The following is a 15,234-nucleotide window of genomic DNA, read 5'->3' as shown; positions in this document are numbered from 1 at the left end:
GTCACTCCTCCTTACCTTTTAAAAAGCCGGTTATCGCCGAGACCACGTCGGGCTGGAACATGTTCCCCATGTGGCCGCCGCTTGGGAAGATCCAGGCCCGGTCGCCGAACACCCGTTCCAGGTACTCGATGTCACCCGGGACGAGGATGATGTCGTCCTCATTGTGCACCATGCCGAACTTGGCGTTCCCCCTCAGGTACGGTTCCAGCGCCCGCAGGTTCTCGCGCTGCAGGAGCGCCTGGCGCGTCAGTCCTGGTTCTTTTATCTGGTAGTGCGGCAAGAGCCATTCGTTGAAGTAATCGGCAAAACTGGTCTTATAGGCGACGATGGCGTAGCGGGTGAGCGAGGTGGTCGAGGTAAGGCGCACGTTTTTGGGGACGATGTAGCCGCCGCCGTTCATGACGTCCGCGGTGAAGATCATGTCCGCCGCGTTCATGCGTGCGGTGAGGCCGATCAACGCGGCGAGGTTGCTCTCGCTTGGCTGCATCCGCTTGTAGGTTCGGTACATGGATTCACCGCTAAGCCCTCCCGGCCCCCACGACTCGGCCAACTGCATGGTCTGGCTGAATACCCCGCGGAACCAGGCATCGAAGTTGTCCATGCCACCCGGGACGTTGTCGACCAGGAGTTGATCCAGGGCGGTCACCGAGTCGTAAAGGCAGACCGGCGGGTTGATGAGCAGCACGCGCTTGAAATCGAAGCGGTGTTCGCGGTCATCGATCCTGGCGATGAAAGCGGCATCGAAGCCGCCAAGGCTGTAACCGGCGAGCATGAAGGAAGATACCCGGACATCCCCCCGAACCTTCTGCCAGGCGAGTTCCATGACCCGGTAGAGGTCCTTCGCATCGTCACTCGCGATGCCCGGAAGCCCGCTGGCCGCGTTTACCACAAAATCCATGTGGGTTGGGGAAGTAATCGAGATAACGTGGAACCCGGCCTTATAGAGGACTTTCTGCAGCTTGAGCATGCGCGGCACGTCGAAGCGCGATCCTGATCCGGCGATCAGGAAGACAAGGGGGGCTTCCCGGTCCTGATAAGCGAGGGAGCAGGTGAGGCCGTTTTCGTACCAGAACACCTCAGGGATGTGCCTTTTCGGGAATGGGTGCACCACGAATTCGCGCACCGGGATCTCGCTCGGAAGTCGAACCTCGAACTCGCGGGGAAGCTCCATCACCGTTGCCTCGTACGGGTTCACAAACGGATAGAAATAGGTTGGCGGGACGGGAGCTGCCGCGAGAACGGCAGCGGGAAGAATCATGAGGAGCGCCAGAACCAGAAGACTTTTCACGATGAACCTCCGCTAGCGGCCTTAAGGGATGAGGCCGGATTCTCTGAAGTAACGCGCGGCGCCGGAGTGCAACGGGATCACTGCCACCCTGGAGGCCTGCTCTGGGGTGAGCTGCTGCAGGATCGGGTGCTGGCGCCGGAACTGTTCGAAATTTCCCATGATATCGCGTACCACGGCGTACACCTTTTCATCCGGGAGATCGCTGCGCGTGAAGAAGACGGTGCGGATACCGAGGCTGCGCACTTCTCCGCCCAACTCCACCGCCGGGTAAAACCGCGTCGGGATGACCACCGGAGAAAGGAGCGGGTTGCTCCCCGCCACCTGCCCGATCAGTTCGTCGCTCAAGGGGACCAGGCGGACCTTCCTTGCTCCAGCACTCGCCTCGAGCACGGTCAGGTTGGGGTGGCCGACGATGCAGAGGTAAGCGTCGATCTCCCCTTTTTGCAAGCGCTCAGGGGCGAGAGCCGTGGACTTTTCGGTGGTGATCACCTCACCCGGGTTGAGCCCCGACATCTGCAGAAACGCTCCGGCGAAGGTGTTGTCAATTGAGCCTGGTGCGCCTATGCCGAGCCGCTTCCCCTTCAGGTCAGCAACGCTTCTTATACCGCTGTCAACGGCGGCGACTATGGTGACTGTGGCGGGATAGAGTCCCAGTACGGCACGCAGGTTCCCTCTTGATCTACCTTCCCACGGGCGCACCCCGGCTGCGGCACGCTTCAAGAGTTCGGTCTCCGCGATGCCGAAGTAGGCCCTTCCCTCGGCGACGGCATCGATGTTGGCAACGGAACCGGCCGAAGCAGTGTTGGCTAGTCTAAAGCCGTACACCTTCGCTTTTTTGTTGAATACCTTTGCGACTGCGCTGGCAGCAGCATAGTAGGAACTGGTTGTGGTACCAGAAGATATGGTGAGGGACTGAAGCGGTGCTGCAATAAGCGGTGCAGGCGAGAGCAGAAAAAGCGAAGCGGCAACGGCGAGGAGCACCAGACTAGGCGCGAGCGGCCGACGAAAATGCATGTGATCCCTCCTTTGAGCCGGAAATCGGCAACAAGGCTTAGTTATACCATCTTTTCACGCTGCCACACGGCGCTCACGCCATGGTTCCGATCGTTTTGCGGAAACGGGACAGCGATATGGCAAAGAGCACGCACCCGATGAGAAAGAGCGCGGCGAACTGGGGCCACACCACGTCGAAACCGGCGCCCCGGTAGAGGATCGCCTGGGCGAGCATTACAAAGTGGGTGTTCGGGGCGGCGAGCATGACGCCGCGCACCGGTGCGGGCATACTCTCGCGTGGCGTGGTGCCTCCCGAAAGGATCTGCAGCGGCAGCAGCACAAGCATGGTCAGCAGGCCGAACTGCGGCATGCTGCGCGCGACGGTCCCGAGGAAAATGCCGAGGGAGGTGGTGGCGAAGAGGTGCAGCGCGGTCCCTGCGAGAAAGAGCGGCACCGATCCCTCTATCGGCACACCGAGCGCCCCCTCCACGACGAGGTAGAGGGACGCTGTGGTGGCGGCAAGGACCACGAGGGCCATGGCCCAGACCTTCGCCGTCATGATCTCGAAGGGGGTAACAGGCATGACCAGGAGGTGCTCGACTGTGCCGTGCTCGCGCTCGCGGATCAGCGCGGCGCCGGTCAGGATGATAGATAGAAGGGTTATGTTGTCGATGATCTTCATGACCGCACCAAACCAGGACTTGTTCAGCTCCGGGTTGAAGCGCGCCCTGAGCGCGAGATCCACCTGCTGCCCGGAGTCGGGGCGGTAGCGCTTCAGGAAGGTGACGATCTCGTTGGTGACGATGGTCTGGATGTGGCTGTTGCCGGTGAAGGCCTGGCTCATCCTGGTGGCATCGATGTTCAGCTGGATCTCGGCCTGCCGTCCGGCGAGGAGATCGCGCTGGAAATCGGGGGGAATGGCGAGGGCGAAGGTGTCGAGCCCCGCATCCATCCGCGCGTCCATCTCCTCACGGGTTATCAGGGATGGCTGGGAGAACTGCGGCGGATAGAAGGCGTCGATGATGCGGGTGGAGAGCTGGGAGCGGTCCTCGTCGACCACGGCGATGGGTGCCTTGTGGAGCGTTTCCGGCATCGCGGTGGCTGCGGCGTAGATGGCGAGCGAGAAGGCGTAGCAGATGAGCACCAGCATGACCGGGTCGCGCAGCAGGCTGAAGAGTTCCTTCACACCGAGGTTGAAGACGTTCGCCACACGCATGGTCACGACTCCTGTTTTTTAAGGAGGGCCGTCCCCAGCAGGATGAGGAGCGGAACGGCGAGCGCCAGGGGTATGAAGAACAGCTTCAGCTCGTCGAAACCGAGTCCCTTGCCAAAGGTGCCGCGCGAGATCAGGAGGAAGTAGGTGGTGGGATAGACCCTGCCGATCAGCGCCCCCACCCCCTCCAGGGAGCGGACCGGTTCCAGCATGCCGCAGAACTCGACGGCAGGGAGGATGGTGAGCAGCGCGGTACCGAAGAGCGCGGCGATCTGGCTTTTCATGAAAGTGGAGATGACCAGGCCAAGCCCGGTGGCGGTACCGACGTAAAGGAGTCCCCCGAGACAGAAGGCGGCGAAGCTCCCTTTCATGGGAACGCGGAAGATGAAGACCGCCTGGAGGGTGAGGAGCAGAAAGCTCGCCATGGAGAGGAGCAGGTACGGCATCTGCTTGCCGAGCAGGAACTCGAGCTTGGTCACCGGGGTCACGTAGAGGTTCACGATGGAGCCGAGCTCCTTTTCGCGCACCACAGAAAGGGCGGTGACGATGGCCGGGATCATCATCAAAAGAAGCGGGATGACGGCGGGGACCATGGCCGGAAGGCTCTTCACGTCCGGGTTGTAACGGTAGCGGGTCTCGATGCGGACCAGAGAGGCCGCGGGTGGCAAGGATAGGCGCTGCCGCGCCAGGGAGGCGAGCCAGTGGGCGTGCATCCCCTGGACGTAGCCGCGCACCGTCTCCGCGCGGGAGGGCATGGCGCCGTCGATCCAGGCGCCGACACTGACCGGCCTGCCGTGCTGCAGGTCGCGGGCGAACCCGGGAGGGATCTCGATGGCGAGGGAGATGTCGCTTGCGCGCATGCGGCGGTCGAGTTCCTGGTAGTCGTGCAGCGGGGGGCGCTCGCTGAAGTAGCGCGAACCGGACAGGTTCAGCGCGTAGTCGCGGCTTAAGACACTCTGGTCCCGGTCCAGGACTGCGAAGGTCAAGTCTTCCACGTCCATGGTGATGCCGTACCCCATGACGAACATGAGGATCACGCAGCCAAGAAGCGCCAGGCAGAGGCGGACCGGGTCCCGGAAGAGCTCAAGGGACTCGCGGTGCGCGTAGCTTAGCAGGCGGCGCAGACTGAAGTTCCAGGTTTGAGAGGCGCCGCGTTCTCCCTCTTCCCCGCCCCCCGGGCCGATCACAGTATCGGGTGCAAAGGCGCTGTCCACGGCCGCTGGCTCAACGGAAGCCTCTTCCAGGTAGGCGATGAAGGCGTCCTCCAGGTTGGCGGCTTCCTTTTTTTCCACCAGGTGCGCCGGGGCGTCGCTCACGAGAACCCGCCCGGCGTGCATCAGGGAGATCCTGTCGCAGCGCTCCGCTTCGTTCATGAAGTGAGTGGAGATGAAGATGGTGACTTGATCGCGACGGGCCAAGTCGACCATGATCTGCCAGAAGGCATCCCTTGCCACCGGGTCTACGCCGGAGGTGGGCTCGTCCAGGATCAGGAGCTCCGGGCCGTGAATCATGGCGACCGCCAGGGAGAGGCGCTGGCGCACCCCGAGCGGAAGCGACTCGGGAAGGGCTTCCATCACCTCCTCCAGCCCGAAGCGCCGCGCCATCTCGTCAACACGTAGTGGGATCGCCTTTTCGGGCAGGCGGAAAAGCCGCGCATGGAGCACGAGGTTCTGGCGCACAGAGAGTTCCGTGTAGAGCGAGAAGGACTGGGTCATATACCCGACGCGGCGCCTGACGTCGAGATCGCCGGGATCGACGGGCCGGCCGAAGAGGCTCGCCTCCCCTTCGGTCGCGGGAAGAAGCCCGGTGAGCATCTTCATCGTGGTGGTCTTGCCGCAGCCGTTGGAGCCTAGGAAGCCGAAGATCTCCCCCTTGCCGATCTTGAAGCTGACCCGCTCCACCGCGGTGAAGTCCCCGAAACGCATGGTGAGCCCCGAGGCCTCGATGGCGGTTTCCGCTGCGAACTCACCTTCCCTTTGTGGGATCTGCACAGGGCGGTACCCCGCGCGCTGCGACGGGGGGAGAAGAGCGATGAAGGCCTCCTCGAGGGACCGGCTCCCGGTCCTGGTGAGCAGTTCCGCCGGCATCCCGGTGGCGAGGACGCGACCGGCGTTCAGCGCCACCAGCCAGTCGAAGCGGGCCGCCTCCTCCATGTAGGCGGTGGCGACCAGAACACTCATGCCGCGCCGGCGCTCGCGGATCCTTTCGATCAGTTCCCAGAACTGGCGCCTCGATAACGGATCGACCCCGGTGGTCGGCTCGTCCAGGATGAGGAGGTCGGGGTCGTGGATCAGCGCGCAGCAAAGCCCCAGTTTCTGCTTCATCCCCCCGGAGAGCTTCCCGGCTGGACGTCCCGCGAAGGGGTCCAGCCCGGTGGCGCTCAAAAGCTCGCCGATGCGGCGCTCGCGCTCGGTGCGGCCGTGGCCGAAGAGCCTCGCAAAGAAGTCGACGTTCTCGAACACGGAAAGGGTCGGGTAAAGGTTGCGGCCGAGCCCCTGCGGCATGTACGCGATGCGCGGACAGACGCGCCTTCGGTGCGCGGCATCGGCCATGCTCCCCCCGAGCACCTCCACCCTCCCCGTCTGCAGCTTGCGGGAGCCGGCGATGAGCGAGAAGAGGGTCGATTTACCGACCCCGTCCGGGCCGATGGTCCCCACCATGCGCCCGGCCGGAATGGCGAGGGTTACCGAGTCGAGCGCAAGGGTCTTTCCGTAGCGCAAGGTGACGTCCTCGACGATGACGGCGTCCGCCCCGACAGGTTCTTTTGGAGGCGCCGGCCGGTTCATCTGACCACCTTATTAAGGCGCTCGGGCCACGGGCACTTTTCGTCGAGCCTCACGTAGGCGACGCCCGGGAGACCAGTCTTGACCTGGGTGATGTGCCTTTTGAGCAGGTCGACCGGGAGCTGGGCTCTCACCCTGAACATGAGCTTCTCCCGCTCGCTTGCGGTCTCCACCGTTTTCGGGGTGAACTGGGCCACATCGGCAATGAAGGAAACCCGGGCCGGGATCACGTACTGCGGCGCCGCGTCGAGCACGAGGCGCACCTCGGTACCGAGCGCCACCCTTCCGGCCGCAGCGGTCGGGAGAAAGAAGGTCATGTAAACGTCGCTCAGGTCGACGAGGCTTAGTACCCGCCCACCCGCGGCCAGCACTTCACCCGGTTGGGCCACCCGGTACTGCACCCTACCGTCACGCGGCGATTTGAGTGCCGCGTCCTTCAGGTCCGCCTCGATGCGCTGCAGCGTGGCAAGTGCCGCCGCGACGTTGGAGCTTTCACCCAGCGTCTTCTGCCTAGCCGTTGCCACTGCCGCCTCGGCCGCCGCCACCTGGGCGCGCGCCGCGGCGGTCGAGGCCTTAGCACTCTCCAGACGGGCGAGGTCGTCGTCCGCTTCCTGCCTTGAGGTGGCCCCCTCGGCGGCGAGGGTCGAGGAGCGGGAGACCCTTTTCCCGGCAAGGGCGAGCTCCGCCTCCCGCTGCGCCACCATCGCCTGTGCCGCCGCCTTCTCGCTTGCGCGCTGCATCATCTCGCTTTTCGAGGTGAGCACCGCGTTTTGCGCTTTCACCAACTGCGCACCGGCCTCCCGGTGCTGGGCTTCGAGCACCTCGGTATCCATGACGGCGAGGGTCTGTCCTGAGCGGACGAAATCCCCCTCCCGCACGATGATCTCCCGCACTCGGCCGGGGCTCTTAGGTCCGACGTCGATCTCCACCGCCTCGATGCGCCCGTTGCCGCTCACGATCCCCTCATCCCCGTTGCTGCGGCCGAAGCGCTGCCACAGAACCAGGGCGAGCAGCACCAGTAAAACGCCCGTTAAGACGAAGATCCTCCACTTCCCCCACCCCCTCATGGCATGACCTCCTTCCCACCCGTAGCACTCGCCGCACCGGGGTCCCCCTCGTCACCTTCCCCACCACCTCCCCCCAGGGCGGCGTAGAGATCCACCCCGGCGGCAAGGATGGCGCGCCTCGTCTGCACCAGGGCCTGCTGGGCCGCGAAGCGGTCCCTTTCCGCGTCAAGCACCTCCAGGTAGGGAGCGGCGCCGGTGTCGTAGCGAAGGCGCGCAAGCCTCGTCCGCTCCGTCTGGGCCGTGAGGGTCGCCCGCTGCGCCTGTACCTGCTCGGCCAGCCAGCGCCGCTGCGTCAGCGCGTCGGACACCTCGCGGAAGGCGCGCTGCACCACGCGCTCGTATTGGGCGACCGCTTCCTCCTCGCGCGCCCGGGCGAGCTCCAGGTTGGCGACGTTGCGCCCCCCCTGGAAGATTGGGACGGAGATGGCGGGGGCGAAGCTCCAGGCGCCGCTTCCAGAGGCGAAGAGCCCGCTTAACGCGCTGCTCGCGGTGCCGAAGTTGCCGGTGAGAGCGATGGCCGGGAAGAAGGCGGCGCGCGCCGCACCTATGGCCGCGTTGGCCGATTTTAGTTCGTGCTCGGCGGCGATGACGTCGGGGCGGTAAAGGAGGAGCTCGGAGGGGAGCCCGGGCGGGATTTCGGCGAGGAACCTCTCCTCCACGGTGGATAGGGGAAGCGGATCGAGGTGCACCTCCCGTCCGACCAGCAGACCCAGCGCGTTCAGGTTGAGATCGCGCAGGCGTTTGAGACCGCTCAGTTCGGCCCGCGCCTGGTTCAGGAGGGTCTCGGCCTGCACCGCGTCGAGCTTCGAAGCGGAGCCGACCTCGTAACGGCGCCGGGCGATGCGCCACGATTCCTCGCGGCTCGCGATGGTGGCCTCGGCAAGGGATACCCTTTCCGCCAGCTCGCGCTCCTGCAGGTAGCTCTGGGCGACCTGGGTGGTAAGGCTTACCTGCACGGCGCGGCGGGCCTCGTCTGTTGCGAGGTAAGTCTCGAGGGCGCCCTCCTTAAGATCCCTGAGGCGTCCCCAGAAGTCGAGTTCCCAGGCGGCGAGGAAGAGACCGGCACTGAAAACGTCGGTGATCATCGCTCCCCCCGTGACCGAGAGATCGGCGGGGGTGCGTGAACGCTCGTAACCGGCGCCCGCAGTTATCGCGGGGAGCAGGTCCGCGCGGTGGATGCCGTAGAGGGCACGTGCCTCCTCGACCTTGGCGCGCGCGACGCGGAGGTCCCGGTTGTTACCGTGGGCGAGGAAAAGAAGGCGTTTCAACTCGGGGTCGGTGAAGAAGACGTTCCATGAGGCAGGGGCGCCGGCAGCCGCACCGCGATCTGAGACACCGGGATACTGCTGCGGGACAGGAAGCGCGGGGCGCTGGTAAGCAGGCTTGAGGGAACAGCCGGCAAGGGCGGCAGCCGTGACGATAGCGGCCAGGGTGAAGAAGAGACGGCGAAGGTGCATGAAAGCATGCACCGCGCGTGGGAGGCTCCGGACGAGCGGTTGCAGCGCCCGGAGCGTAAGTTCAGGCTCCCGTGGATCGCCCTCTTCTTTCTGTGCCATGAATGTGCTCCTCTGTCACAAGGAATTCTTCACAAGCTACAGCAAGCACCATGGAGCGGGAAAGTCTCTCATAGCCGCAAGAGGGCGCTTATTTAAAACTATAAACCCAATCTAGTGTTTGAAAAGAAAATGCACCAGATTGATCGGCCAGTCGGGATGAGGCTCCGGTGCCAGCATGTAGTAAGCGATGAACAAGGCCACGACGGCGATGATGCAGTAAATGGTGATGCGTAATCTGGACAACTGTGCTCCTTTCCGCCACGGGGGATTCGACACCGTTCGCCCCCCCGCGCGTTACCGCCTCCCCGGGCCGGGATGGCCCGGGGAAACGATGCTGCCTTACTTGCTCCCTCCACCAAGTACCTTGTAGAGGGTGACCATGTTATTGAGCCTTGCCAAGCGAGTGGTGATGAGCCCCTGCTGTGCCGCGTAGAGCGAGCGCTGCGCGTCCAGCACGTTCAGATAGCTGTCCACCCCGGTCTGGTAGCGGGCCTGGGACAGACGGTAGGTCTCGGAGGTGGCGCCGGTCAGAGACTGCTGGGCCGCCACCTGCTCGTCTATGGTGCCGCGCTGAGCGAGGGAGTCGGCCACCTCGCGGAAGGCGGACTGGATGGCCTTCTCGTACTGGGCGACCGCTATGTCGCGGTCCACGGTTGCCACATCTAGGTTCGCCTTATTGCGCCCCCCCTCGAAGATCGGCACCGAGATGCGCGGTGCGAAGTTCCAGGCGAGGTTCCCTCCCTTGAAGAGGCCGGTCAACTGATCGCTGCCAAATCCCACGCTCGTGGTCAAGGTGATGCGCGGGAAGAAGGCGGCGCGCGCCGCTCCGATGTTGGCGTTCGCCCCTTTCAGGTTGTACTCCGCCTGCAGTATGTCGGGACGGGCGAGAAGGACGTCGGAGGGGAGTCCCGGCGCCGCGTCCTTGACGGCGGTGAGGTTCTCGGTGAGCGACTTCGGCAGAAGATCCTGCGGCACATCGGAGCCTACCACGAGGGTGAGCGCGTTCAGGTCCTGCGCCACCTGGGTCGTGAAACGGGCGATGTCGACGCGGGCCGAATCGACGCTCGTCTGGGCCTGCTGCAGGTCAAGGGCCGAGGCGACACCCGCCTCGAAACGGCTCTTGGAGAGCCGGTAGGATTCCTGCTGGTTCGCCAGGGTATCCTTGGCGAGCTGCAGCCTCTCGAGGTCAGAGCCCAAGGTCAGGTAGGCGGTGGCCACCTGGGAGACCAGGGTGATCTGGACGCTGCGACGGGCCTGTTCGGTGGCGAGGTACTGGTCGAGCGCCTGGTCCTTGAGGCTTCGCACCCGACCGAAGAGGTCGAGCTCGTAGGAGCTGATGCCGACGCCGACATCGTAGGAGTGGCTGACCCCTCCCCTGCCGTTTTGCGCGAGGTCGTCGGCGGTGCGTTTCACCGCGAGCCCGCCGTCCCCGGTGACGCTCGGGAAGAGGTCGGCGCGCTGGATCTGGTAGAGGGCGCGGAAGCGGTCCATGTTGAGGACCGCCACCCTGAGGTCGCGGTTGTTGTCGAGCGACAGTGCAATCAGCTTCTGCAGTTGCGGCTCAACGAAGAACTCCTGCCAGGGGATCTCGGCGAGCGGTTTTTGCTGCGCGGTGGGCTGCGTCGCCTGGTAAGAGGGGCCTGCGGGCCAGGCGGCCGGAACCGGTGCCGCAGGCTGGCTGTATTTGGGAGCCATGGAGGCGCACCCTGCCAGAAACAGGAACAGGGTGGCGGCCAGGGGTTTAACGGTCATGCGTGTCATATCTAATGCACCTCCGGGACGGGTGCGGCAGCGGCCTTGGCCGTCGCGTGCTTTTTGGAGAAGGTCTTCGTCACCATGACGAAGAAGAACGGGATGAAGATAAGGTCGATGAAGGTCGCCGACAAAAGGCCGCCGGTGACCGCGGTGCCGATGGCGTTCTGGGCCCCGGCGCCGGCCCCCTTGGTGAGGGCTAGCGGCAGGGTGCCGAAGAAGAACGCCAGCGAGGTCATGATGACCGGCCTCAGCCTGATCTTCACCGCGGTGAGCGTCGCATCCACCAGTTCGTGCCCCTGGTGCATCTGGTCCTTGATGAACTGGATAATCAGGATCGCGTTCTTCGTGGAGAGGCCGACCGTGGTCAGAAGACCGATCTGCAGGTAGATGTCGTTCGGGAGCACCCTGAGGGTGACCGCTGTAACCGCGCCGACCAGGCCCAGCGGAAGCATGAGCAGGTTGACGAACGGGATGCTCCAGCTCTCATAAAGTGCCGCGACGGCCAGGAAGACGACGAGAAGCGAGATGGCGTAAAGGGCCGGAGCCTGCTTGCCCGCATTTTTCTCCTCGTAGGAGAGACCGGTCCACTCGTAGCTGATCCCCTGCGGGAGCTTGGCGGCCATGGCCTCCATCTCGGCCATTGCCTCACCGGTCGAGATCCCCTTAGCGGCGTTGCCCATGATCTCAACGCTCGGGATGCCGTTGTAGCGCTCAAGGCGCGGCGAGGCGTGTTGCCATTTCGCCGTCGCGAAGGCCGAGAAGGGAACCATCTCACCCTTGTCGTTTTTCACGTACCACTTGTTGATGTCCTCGGGGACCATGCGGAACGCCGCGTCGGACTGCAGGTACACCTTCTTGACCCTGCCGTTTTGCAGGAAGTCGTTCACGTAGGAGGAGCCCCACGCGGTGGCCAGCGTGTTGTTGATGTCGGCAAGCGAGACGCCGAGCGCACCGGCGCGCACGTCGTCTATGTTCAGCTTGAACTGCGGGGTGTCGTCCTGGCCGTTCGGGCGGACCGCCATGAGTTTCTTGTTCTGCATGGCCATGCCGAGGAGCTGGTTCCTCGCGTCCATGAGCGCCTGGTGGCCGAGGCCGCCCCTGTCCTGCAGCTGGAAGTCGAAGCCGTTCGCCTGGCCGAGCTCGACCACGGCGGGGGGGGAGAAGGCGAAGGCCATGCCGTCACGGAACTGGGAGAAGGCGCCCATAGCGCGCCCGGCCACGGCAGGAGCCTTGAGGTCCGGGGTGGGACGCAGCTTCCAGTCCTTGAGCTTCACGAAGGCAAGACCCATGTTCTGGCCGCGCCCGGCGAAGCTGAAGCCCGCGACGGTGATGAGCGAATCGACCGATTTCTTCTCATTCTCGAGGAAGTGCTTCTCCACCTTCTCGAGCACCTTCACGGTGCGCTCCTGGGTGGCACCAGCAGGAAGCTGTATCTGGCAGATGATGAAGCCTTGATCTTCGTCCGGGAGAAACGCCGTAGGAAGACGCAGGAAGAAGGTCGCCATGGCGGCCACGAGGCAACCGTAGAAAACGAGGTAACGCAGCGGCTTCCTGAAGGAGTTCCCGACGATGGACTCGTACTTGTGGCGCCCCTTGTCGAACATCTTGTTGAACCAGCGGAAAAAGCCGCAGTACCATCCCGACTCGCACGCCTCGTGCCCCTTGGTAACAGGCTTCAAAAGCGTCGCGCAAAGTGCCGGGGTGAGGATCTGTGCCGTCATTACCGACAGGATCATCGCCGAGACGATGGTTATGGAGAACTGGCGGTAGATGACCCCGGTGGAGCCCCCAAAGAACGCCATCGGGATGAAGACCGCGGAGAGCACGGTCGCGATGCCCCAAAGGGCCGAGGTGATCTGCCCCATGGACTTCACCGTCGCATCATGCGGCGAGAGCCCCTCCTCGCTCATGATCCTTTCGACGTTCTCGACCACGACGATGGCGTCGTCGACCAGAAGGCCGATGACGATGACCAGGGCGAACATGGTCAGGGTGTTGATCGAGAAACCAGCCGCGAAGAGGACACCGAGGGTACCTAGCAAAACGACCGGCACCGCGATGGTCGGGATCAAGGTGGCGCGGATGTTCTGCAGGAACAGGAACATGATGATGAAGACGAGGAATACTGCCTCCATCAGGGTCTTCACCACCTCCTCCATGGAGATCTTCACGAAAGGCGTGGTGTCGTACGGGTAGACGACCTTGGCACCGGCCGGGAAGAATTTCTCCAGCTCCGCCATCTTGGCCTTTACGCGGTCCGCGGTGTCGAGCGCGTTGGCGCCCGCGGCAAGCCTCAAGGCCATCGCGGCCACCGGCTTCCCTTTGTAACGGGCGATCATGTCGTAGTTCTCGGTGCCGATGTCGAGCTTCGCCACGTCCCTAAGCTTCACGGTGGAGCCGTCGGGATTGGTGCGAAGCACGATCTCCTCGAACTGCTCCTGGGTCTGCAGAAGCGTCCTCGCCGTGATGGTGGCGTTCAACTGCTGCCCCTGCGCCGCAGGCATGCCGCCGAACTGGCCCGCGGATACCTGTGCATTCTGGGCCTGGAGGGCGTTCGAGACGTCGTTCGGGGTCAGCTTGTAGTTGTTCAGCTTGTCGGGGTTCATCCAGACGCGCATGGCGTTCTGGGAACCGAAGACGGTCACCTCCCCTACCCCCTCCACGCGGCTCACGAGGTCCTGGACGTTGGACACCATGTAGTCGGTGAGCTGGTAGCGGTTCAACGAGCCGTCCTCGGAAACCATGCCGACGATGATCAGGAAGTTACGGGTGGACTTGACCACCTGGATGCCCTGCTTCTGCACCACCTGCGGCAGAAGCGGCGTGGCGAGCTGCAGCTTGTTCTGCACCTGCACCTGGGCGATGTTCGGGTCGGTCCCCGCCCTGAAGGTCAGGTTGATGGAGACCGCACCGGCCGAGTCGCTGGTGGAGGACATGTAGAGCAGGTTGTCGATGCCGTTCATCTTCTGCTCGATCACCTGGGTCACGGTGTCCTGCACCGTCTGGGCGGAGGCACCCGGGTACATGGCGTTGATCGAGATCTGCGGCGGCGCGATGGGCGGGTACTGCGAGACCGGCAGCGACTTAATGGCCAGCAGGCCGGCCAGCATGACGGCTATGGCGATGACCCAGGCGAAGATGGGTCTGTTTATGAAAAACCTGGACATGGATAAAGCTCCTTAAACTCCGTTCAACGTTCTGCGTTCAACGTTCAACTTCACGTCAACGGATGTGCCTGTTGTGGTCGTCGCAGCTACTTCTTCTGGGACTGGGCCGGGGCCGCAGGTGCTGCCGGTGCTGCCGGGGCGGCAGGCTTCGCGCCTGGGGCACCCTGGCCACCCTGCGCTGCAGCGCCCGGGGCTGCGCCACCGGGGCCGCCATGCCCCTCGGGGGACTGGAACGGCACCATCTTCACCTGGGTGCCGGGGCGCGCTTTCTGGATCCCCTCGAGAATCACCTTGTCGCCGGCCTTCAACCCGCCGCTCACGAGCCAGTTGTCACCCACGGTGCGGGCCACCTGGACCGGACGCGGCTCAACCTTGTTCTCGGCGCCAACGACCATGACGATGGCCTGTCCGGCCGCATTTCTCGTCACACCGCGCTGCGGCACCAGGATGGCTGCCTCGTTCACCCCCTCCTCGAGTACGGCACGTACGAACATGCCGGGGAGCAGGGTCTGCTTCGGGTTCGGGAAAAGGGCGCGCACCGTGATCGAGCCGGTGCTCTGGTCCACGGTCACATCGGAGAACTTGAGGGAACCTGTTACAGGGTACGCAGTGCCGTCCTCGAGGAGGAGCTTCACCCGCGCCTCACCGACCTTGTCGCGCTTCATGAGCCCCTGGGCGAGACTCTGCTTCAGCTTCAGCATGTCCGAGCTTGACTGGGTCACGTCCACGTACATGGTGGAGAGCTGCTGGATGGTGGCGAGCGGCGCCGCCTGGTTCGCGGTGACCAGGGCCCCGTCGGTTACGCTGGAACGACCGATGCGCCCGGAGATGGGGGCGGTCACCCTCGTGTAGGCCAAGTTGATGCGCGCGCTTTCCACCTGCGCCTTGGCGGAGGCGACGTCGGCTTCGGCCTGCTTGAGAGCCGCGTAGGCGGAGTCGTAGTCCTGCTTGCTGACCGCGTTGATCTTCACGAGCTCGCGGAAACGCTCCTCCTTAAGCTTCGCGGGAAGTACGTTCGCCTCGGCCCGCGCCTCGGCCGCCTTGGCGCTCGCGTAGGCAGCCTGGTAGGTGGCCGGGTCGATCTGGTACAGCACCTGCCCTGCCTTCACGTCGCTCCCCTCGGTGAAGACTCGCTTCTGAATGATGCCGGTAACCTGGGGACGGACCTCGGCGATCAGGTACGGGGAGGTACGCCCCGGAAGTTCGGTGGTCAAGGCAATGCGCTGCGGCTGGATCTCGATCACCCCGACTTCGGGGGGGCCCTGCGGCGGCCCGGCGGGCTGCTGCTTTTTGCCGCACCCGGCAAGAACCAGGGAGCCGCCCAACATGAGAACTACGGATAACAACTGTGCCCTGTACGTGATCTGCATATACACCTCGTTTGTTATTTACTGCCTCGATAAAGGGTCTAT

General features: G+C 64.0%; 10 protein-coding genes. All 10 read right to left on the bottom strand.

What is annotated here, in order from left to right:
* Position 1 precedes the first annotated feature (1 nt).
* Positions 2-1,288 (bottom strand): alpha/beta fold hydrolase, encoded by a 1,287-nt coding sequence (locus E8K79_RS00640; RefSeq protein WP_246043652.1) that lies wholly within the window; start codon positions 1,286-1,288, stop codon positions 2-4.
* A 21-nt stretch (positions 1,289-1,309) separates the two neighbouring features.
* Positions 1,310-2,302 (bottom strand): TAXI family TRAP transporter solute-binding subunit, encoded by a 993-nt coding sequence (locus E8K79_RS00635; RefSeq protein WP_136513008.1) that lies wholly within the window; start codon positions 2,300-2,302, stop codon positions 1,310-1,312.
* Positions 2,303-2,375: 73 nt separating this feature from the next.
* The gene (locus E8K79_RS00630; RefSeq protein ID WP_136513007.1) at positions 2,376-3,497 is read right to left on the bottom strand and encodes an ABC transporter permease; all 1,122 of its coding nucleotides are present in this window, start codon (positions 3,495-3,497) and stop codon (positions 2,376-2,378) included.
* Between the two features lie 2 nt (positions 3,498-3,499).
* Positions 3,500-6,280, bottom strand: a complete 2,781-nt coding sequence (rbbA, locus tag E8K79_RS00625; RefSeq protein ID WP_136513006.1) for a ribosome-associated ATPase/putative transporter RbbA — start codon at positions 6,278-6,280, stop codon at positions 3,500-3,502.
* Positions 6,277-7,344 carry an HlyD family secretion protein gene (locus tag E8K79_RS00620; RefSeq protein ID WP_136513005.1) on the bottom strand — a complete coding sequence of 356 codons (1,068 nt, stop codon included), beginning with the start codon at positions 7,342-7,344 and terminating at the stop codon, positions 6,277-6,279. The genes rbbA and E8K79_RS00620 overlap by 4 nt, the downstream gene beginning before the upstream one ends.
* Complete coding sequence (locus tag E8K79_RS00615) at positions 7,341-8,900, bottom strand: efflux transporter outer membrane subunit (protein ID WP_198419752.1); 1,560 nt, start codon at positions 8,898-8,900, stop codon at positions 7,341-7,343. Before E8K79_RS00615 ends, E8K79_RS00620 begins: the two co-directional genes overlap by 4 nt.
* Before the next feature lie 111 nt (positions 8,901-9,011).
* A complete protein-coding gene (locus tag E8K79_RS21565) occupies positions 9,012-9,143 on the bottom strand; it encodes a hypothetical protein (RefSeq protein WP_281276033.1) in 132 nt (43 codons plus the stop codon).
* A gap of 96 nt (positions 9,144-9,239) precedes the next feature.
* Positions 9,240-10,661 carry an AdeC/AdeK/OprM family multidrug efflux complex outer membrane factor gene (adeC, locus tag E8K79_RS00610; RefSeq protein ID WP_281276032.1) on the bottom strand — a complete coding sequence of 474 codons (1,422 nt, stop codon included), beginning with the start codon at positions 10,659-10,661 and terminating at the stop codon, positions 9,240-9,242.
* Positions 10,662-10,663: 2 nt separating this feature from the next.
* Positions 10,664-13,822, bottom strand: a complete 3,159-nt coding sequence (locus tag E8K79_RS00605) for an efflux RND transporter permease subunit (protein ID WP_136513004.1) — start codon at positions 13,820-13,822, stop codon at positions 10,664-10,666.
* A gap of 86 nt (positions 13,823-13,908) precedes the next feature.
* The gene (locus tag E8K79_RS00600) at positions 13,909-15,192 is read right to left on the bottom strand and encodes an efflux RND transporter periplasmic adaptor subunit (RefSeq protein ID WP_136513003.1); all 1,284 of its coding nucleotides are present in this window, start codon (positions 15,190-15,192) and stop codon (positions 13,909-13,911) included.
* Positions 15,193-15,234 lie beyond the last annotated feature (42 nt).

The sequence above is a fragment of the Geomonas edaphica genome (assembly GCF_004917075.1).
GTDB lineage: Bacteria > Desulfobacterota > Desulfuromonadia > Geobacterales > Geobacteraceae > Geomonas > Geomonas edaphica.
This window is presented reverse-complemented; position numbering and strand designations above follow the sequence as displayed.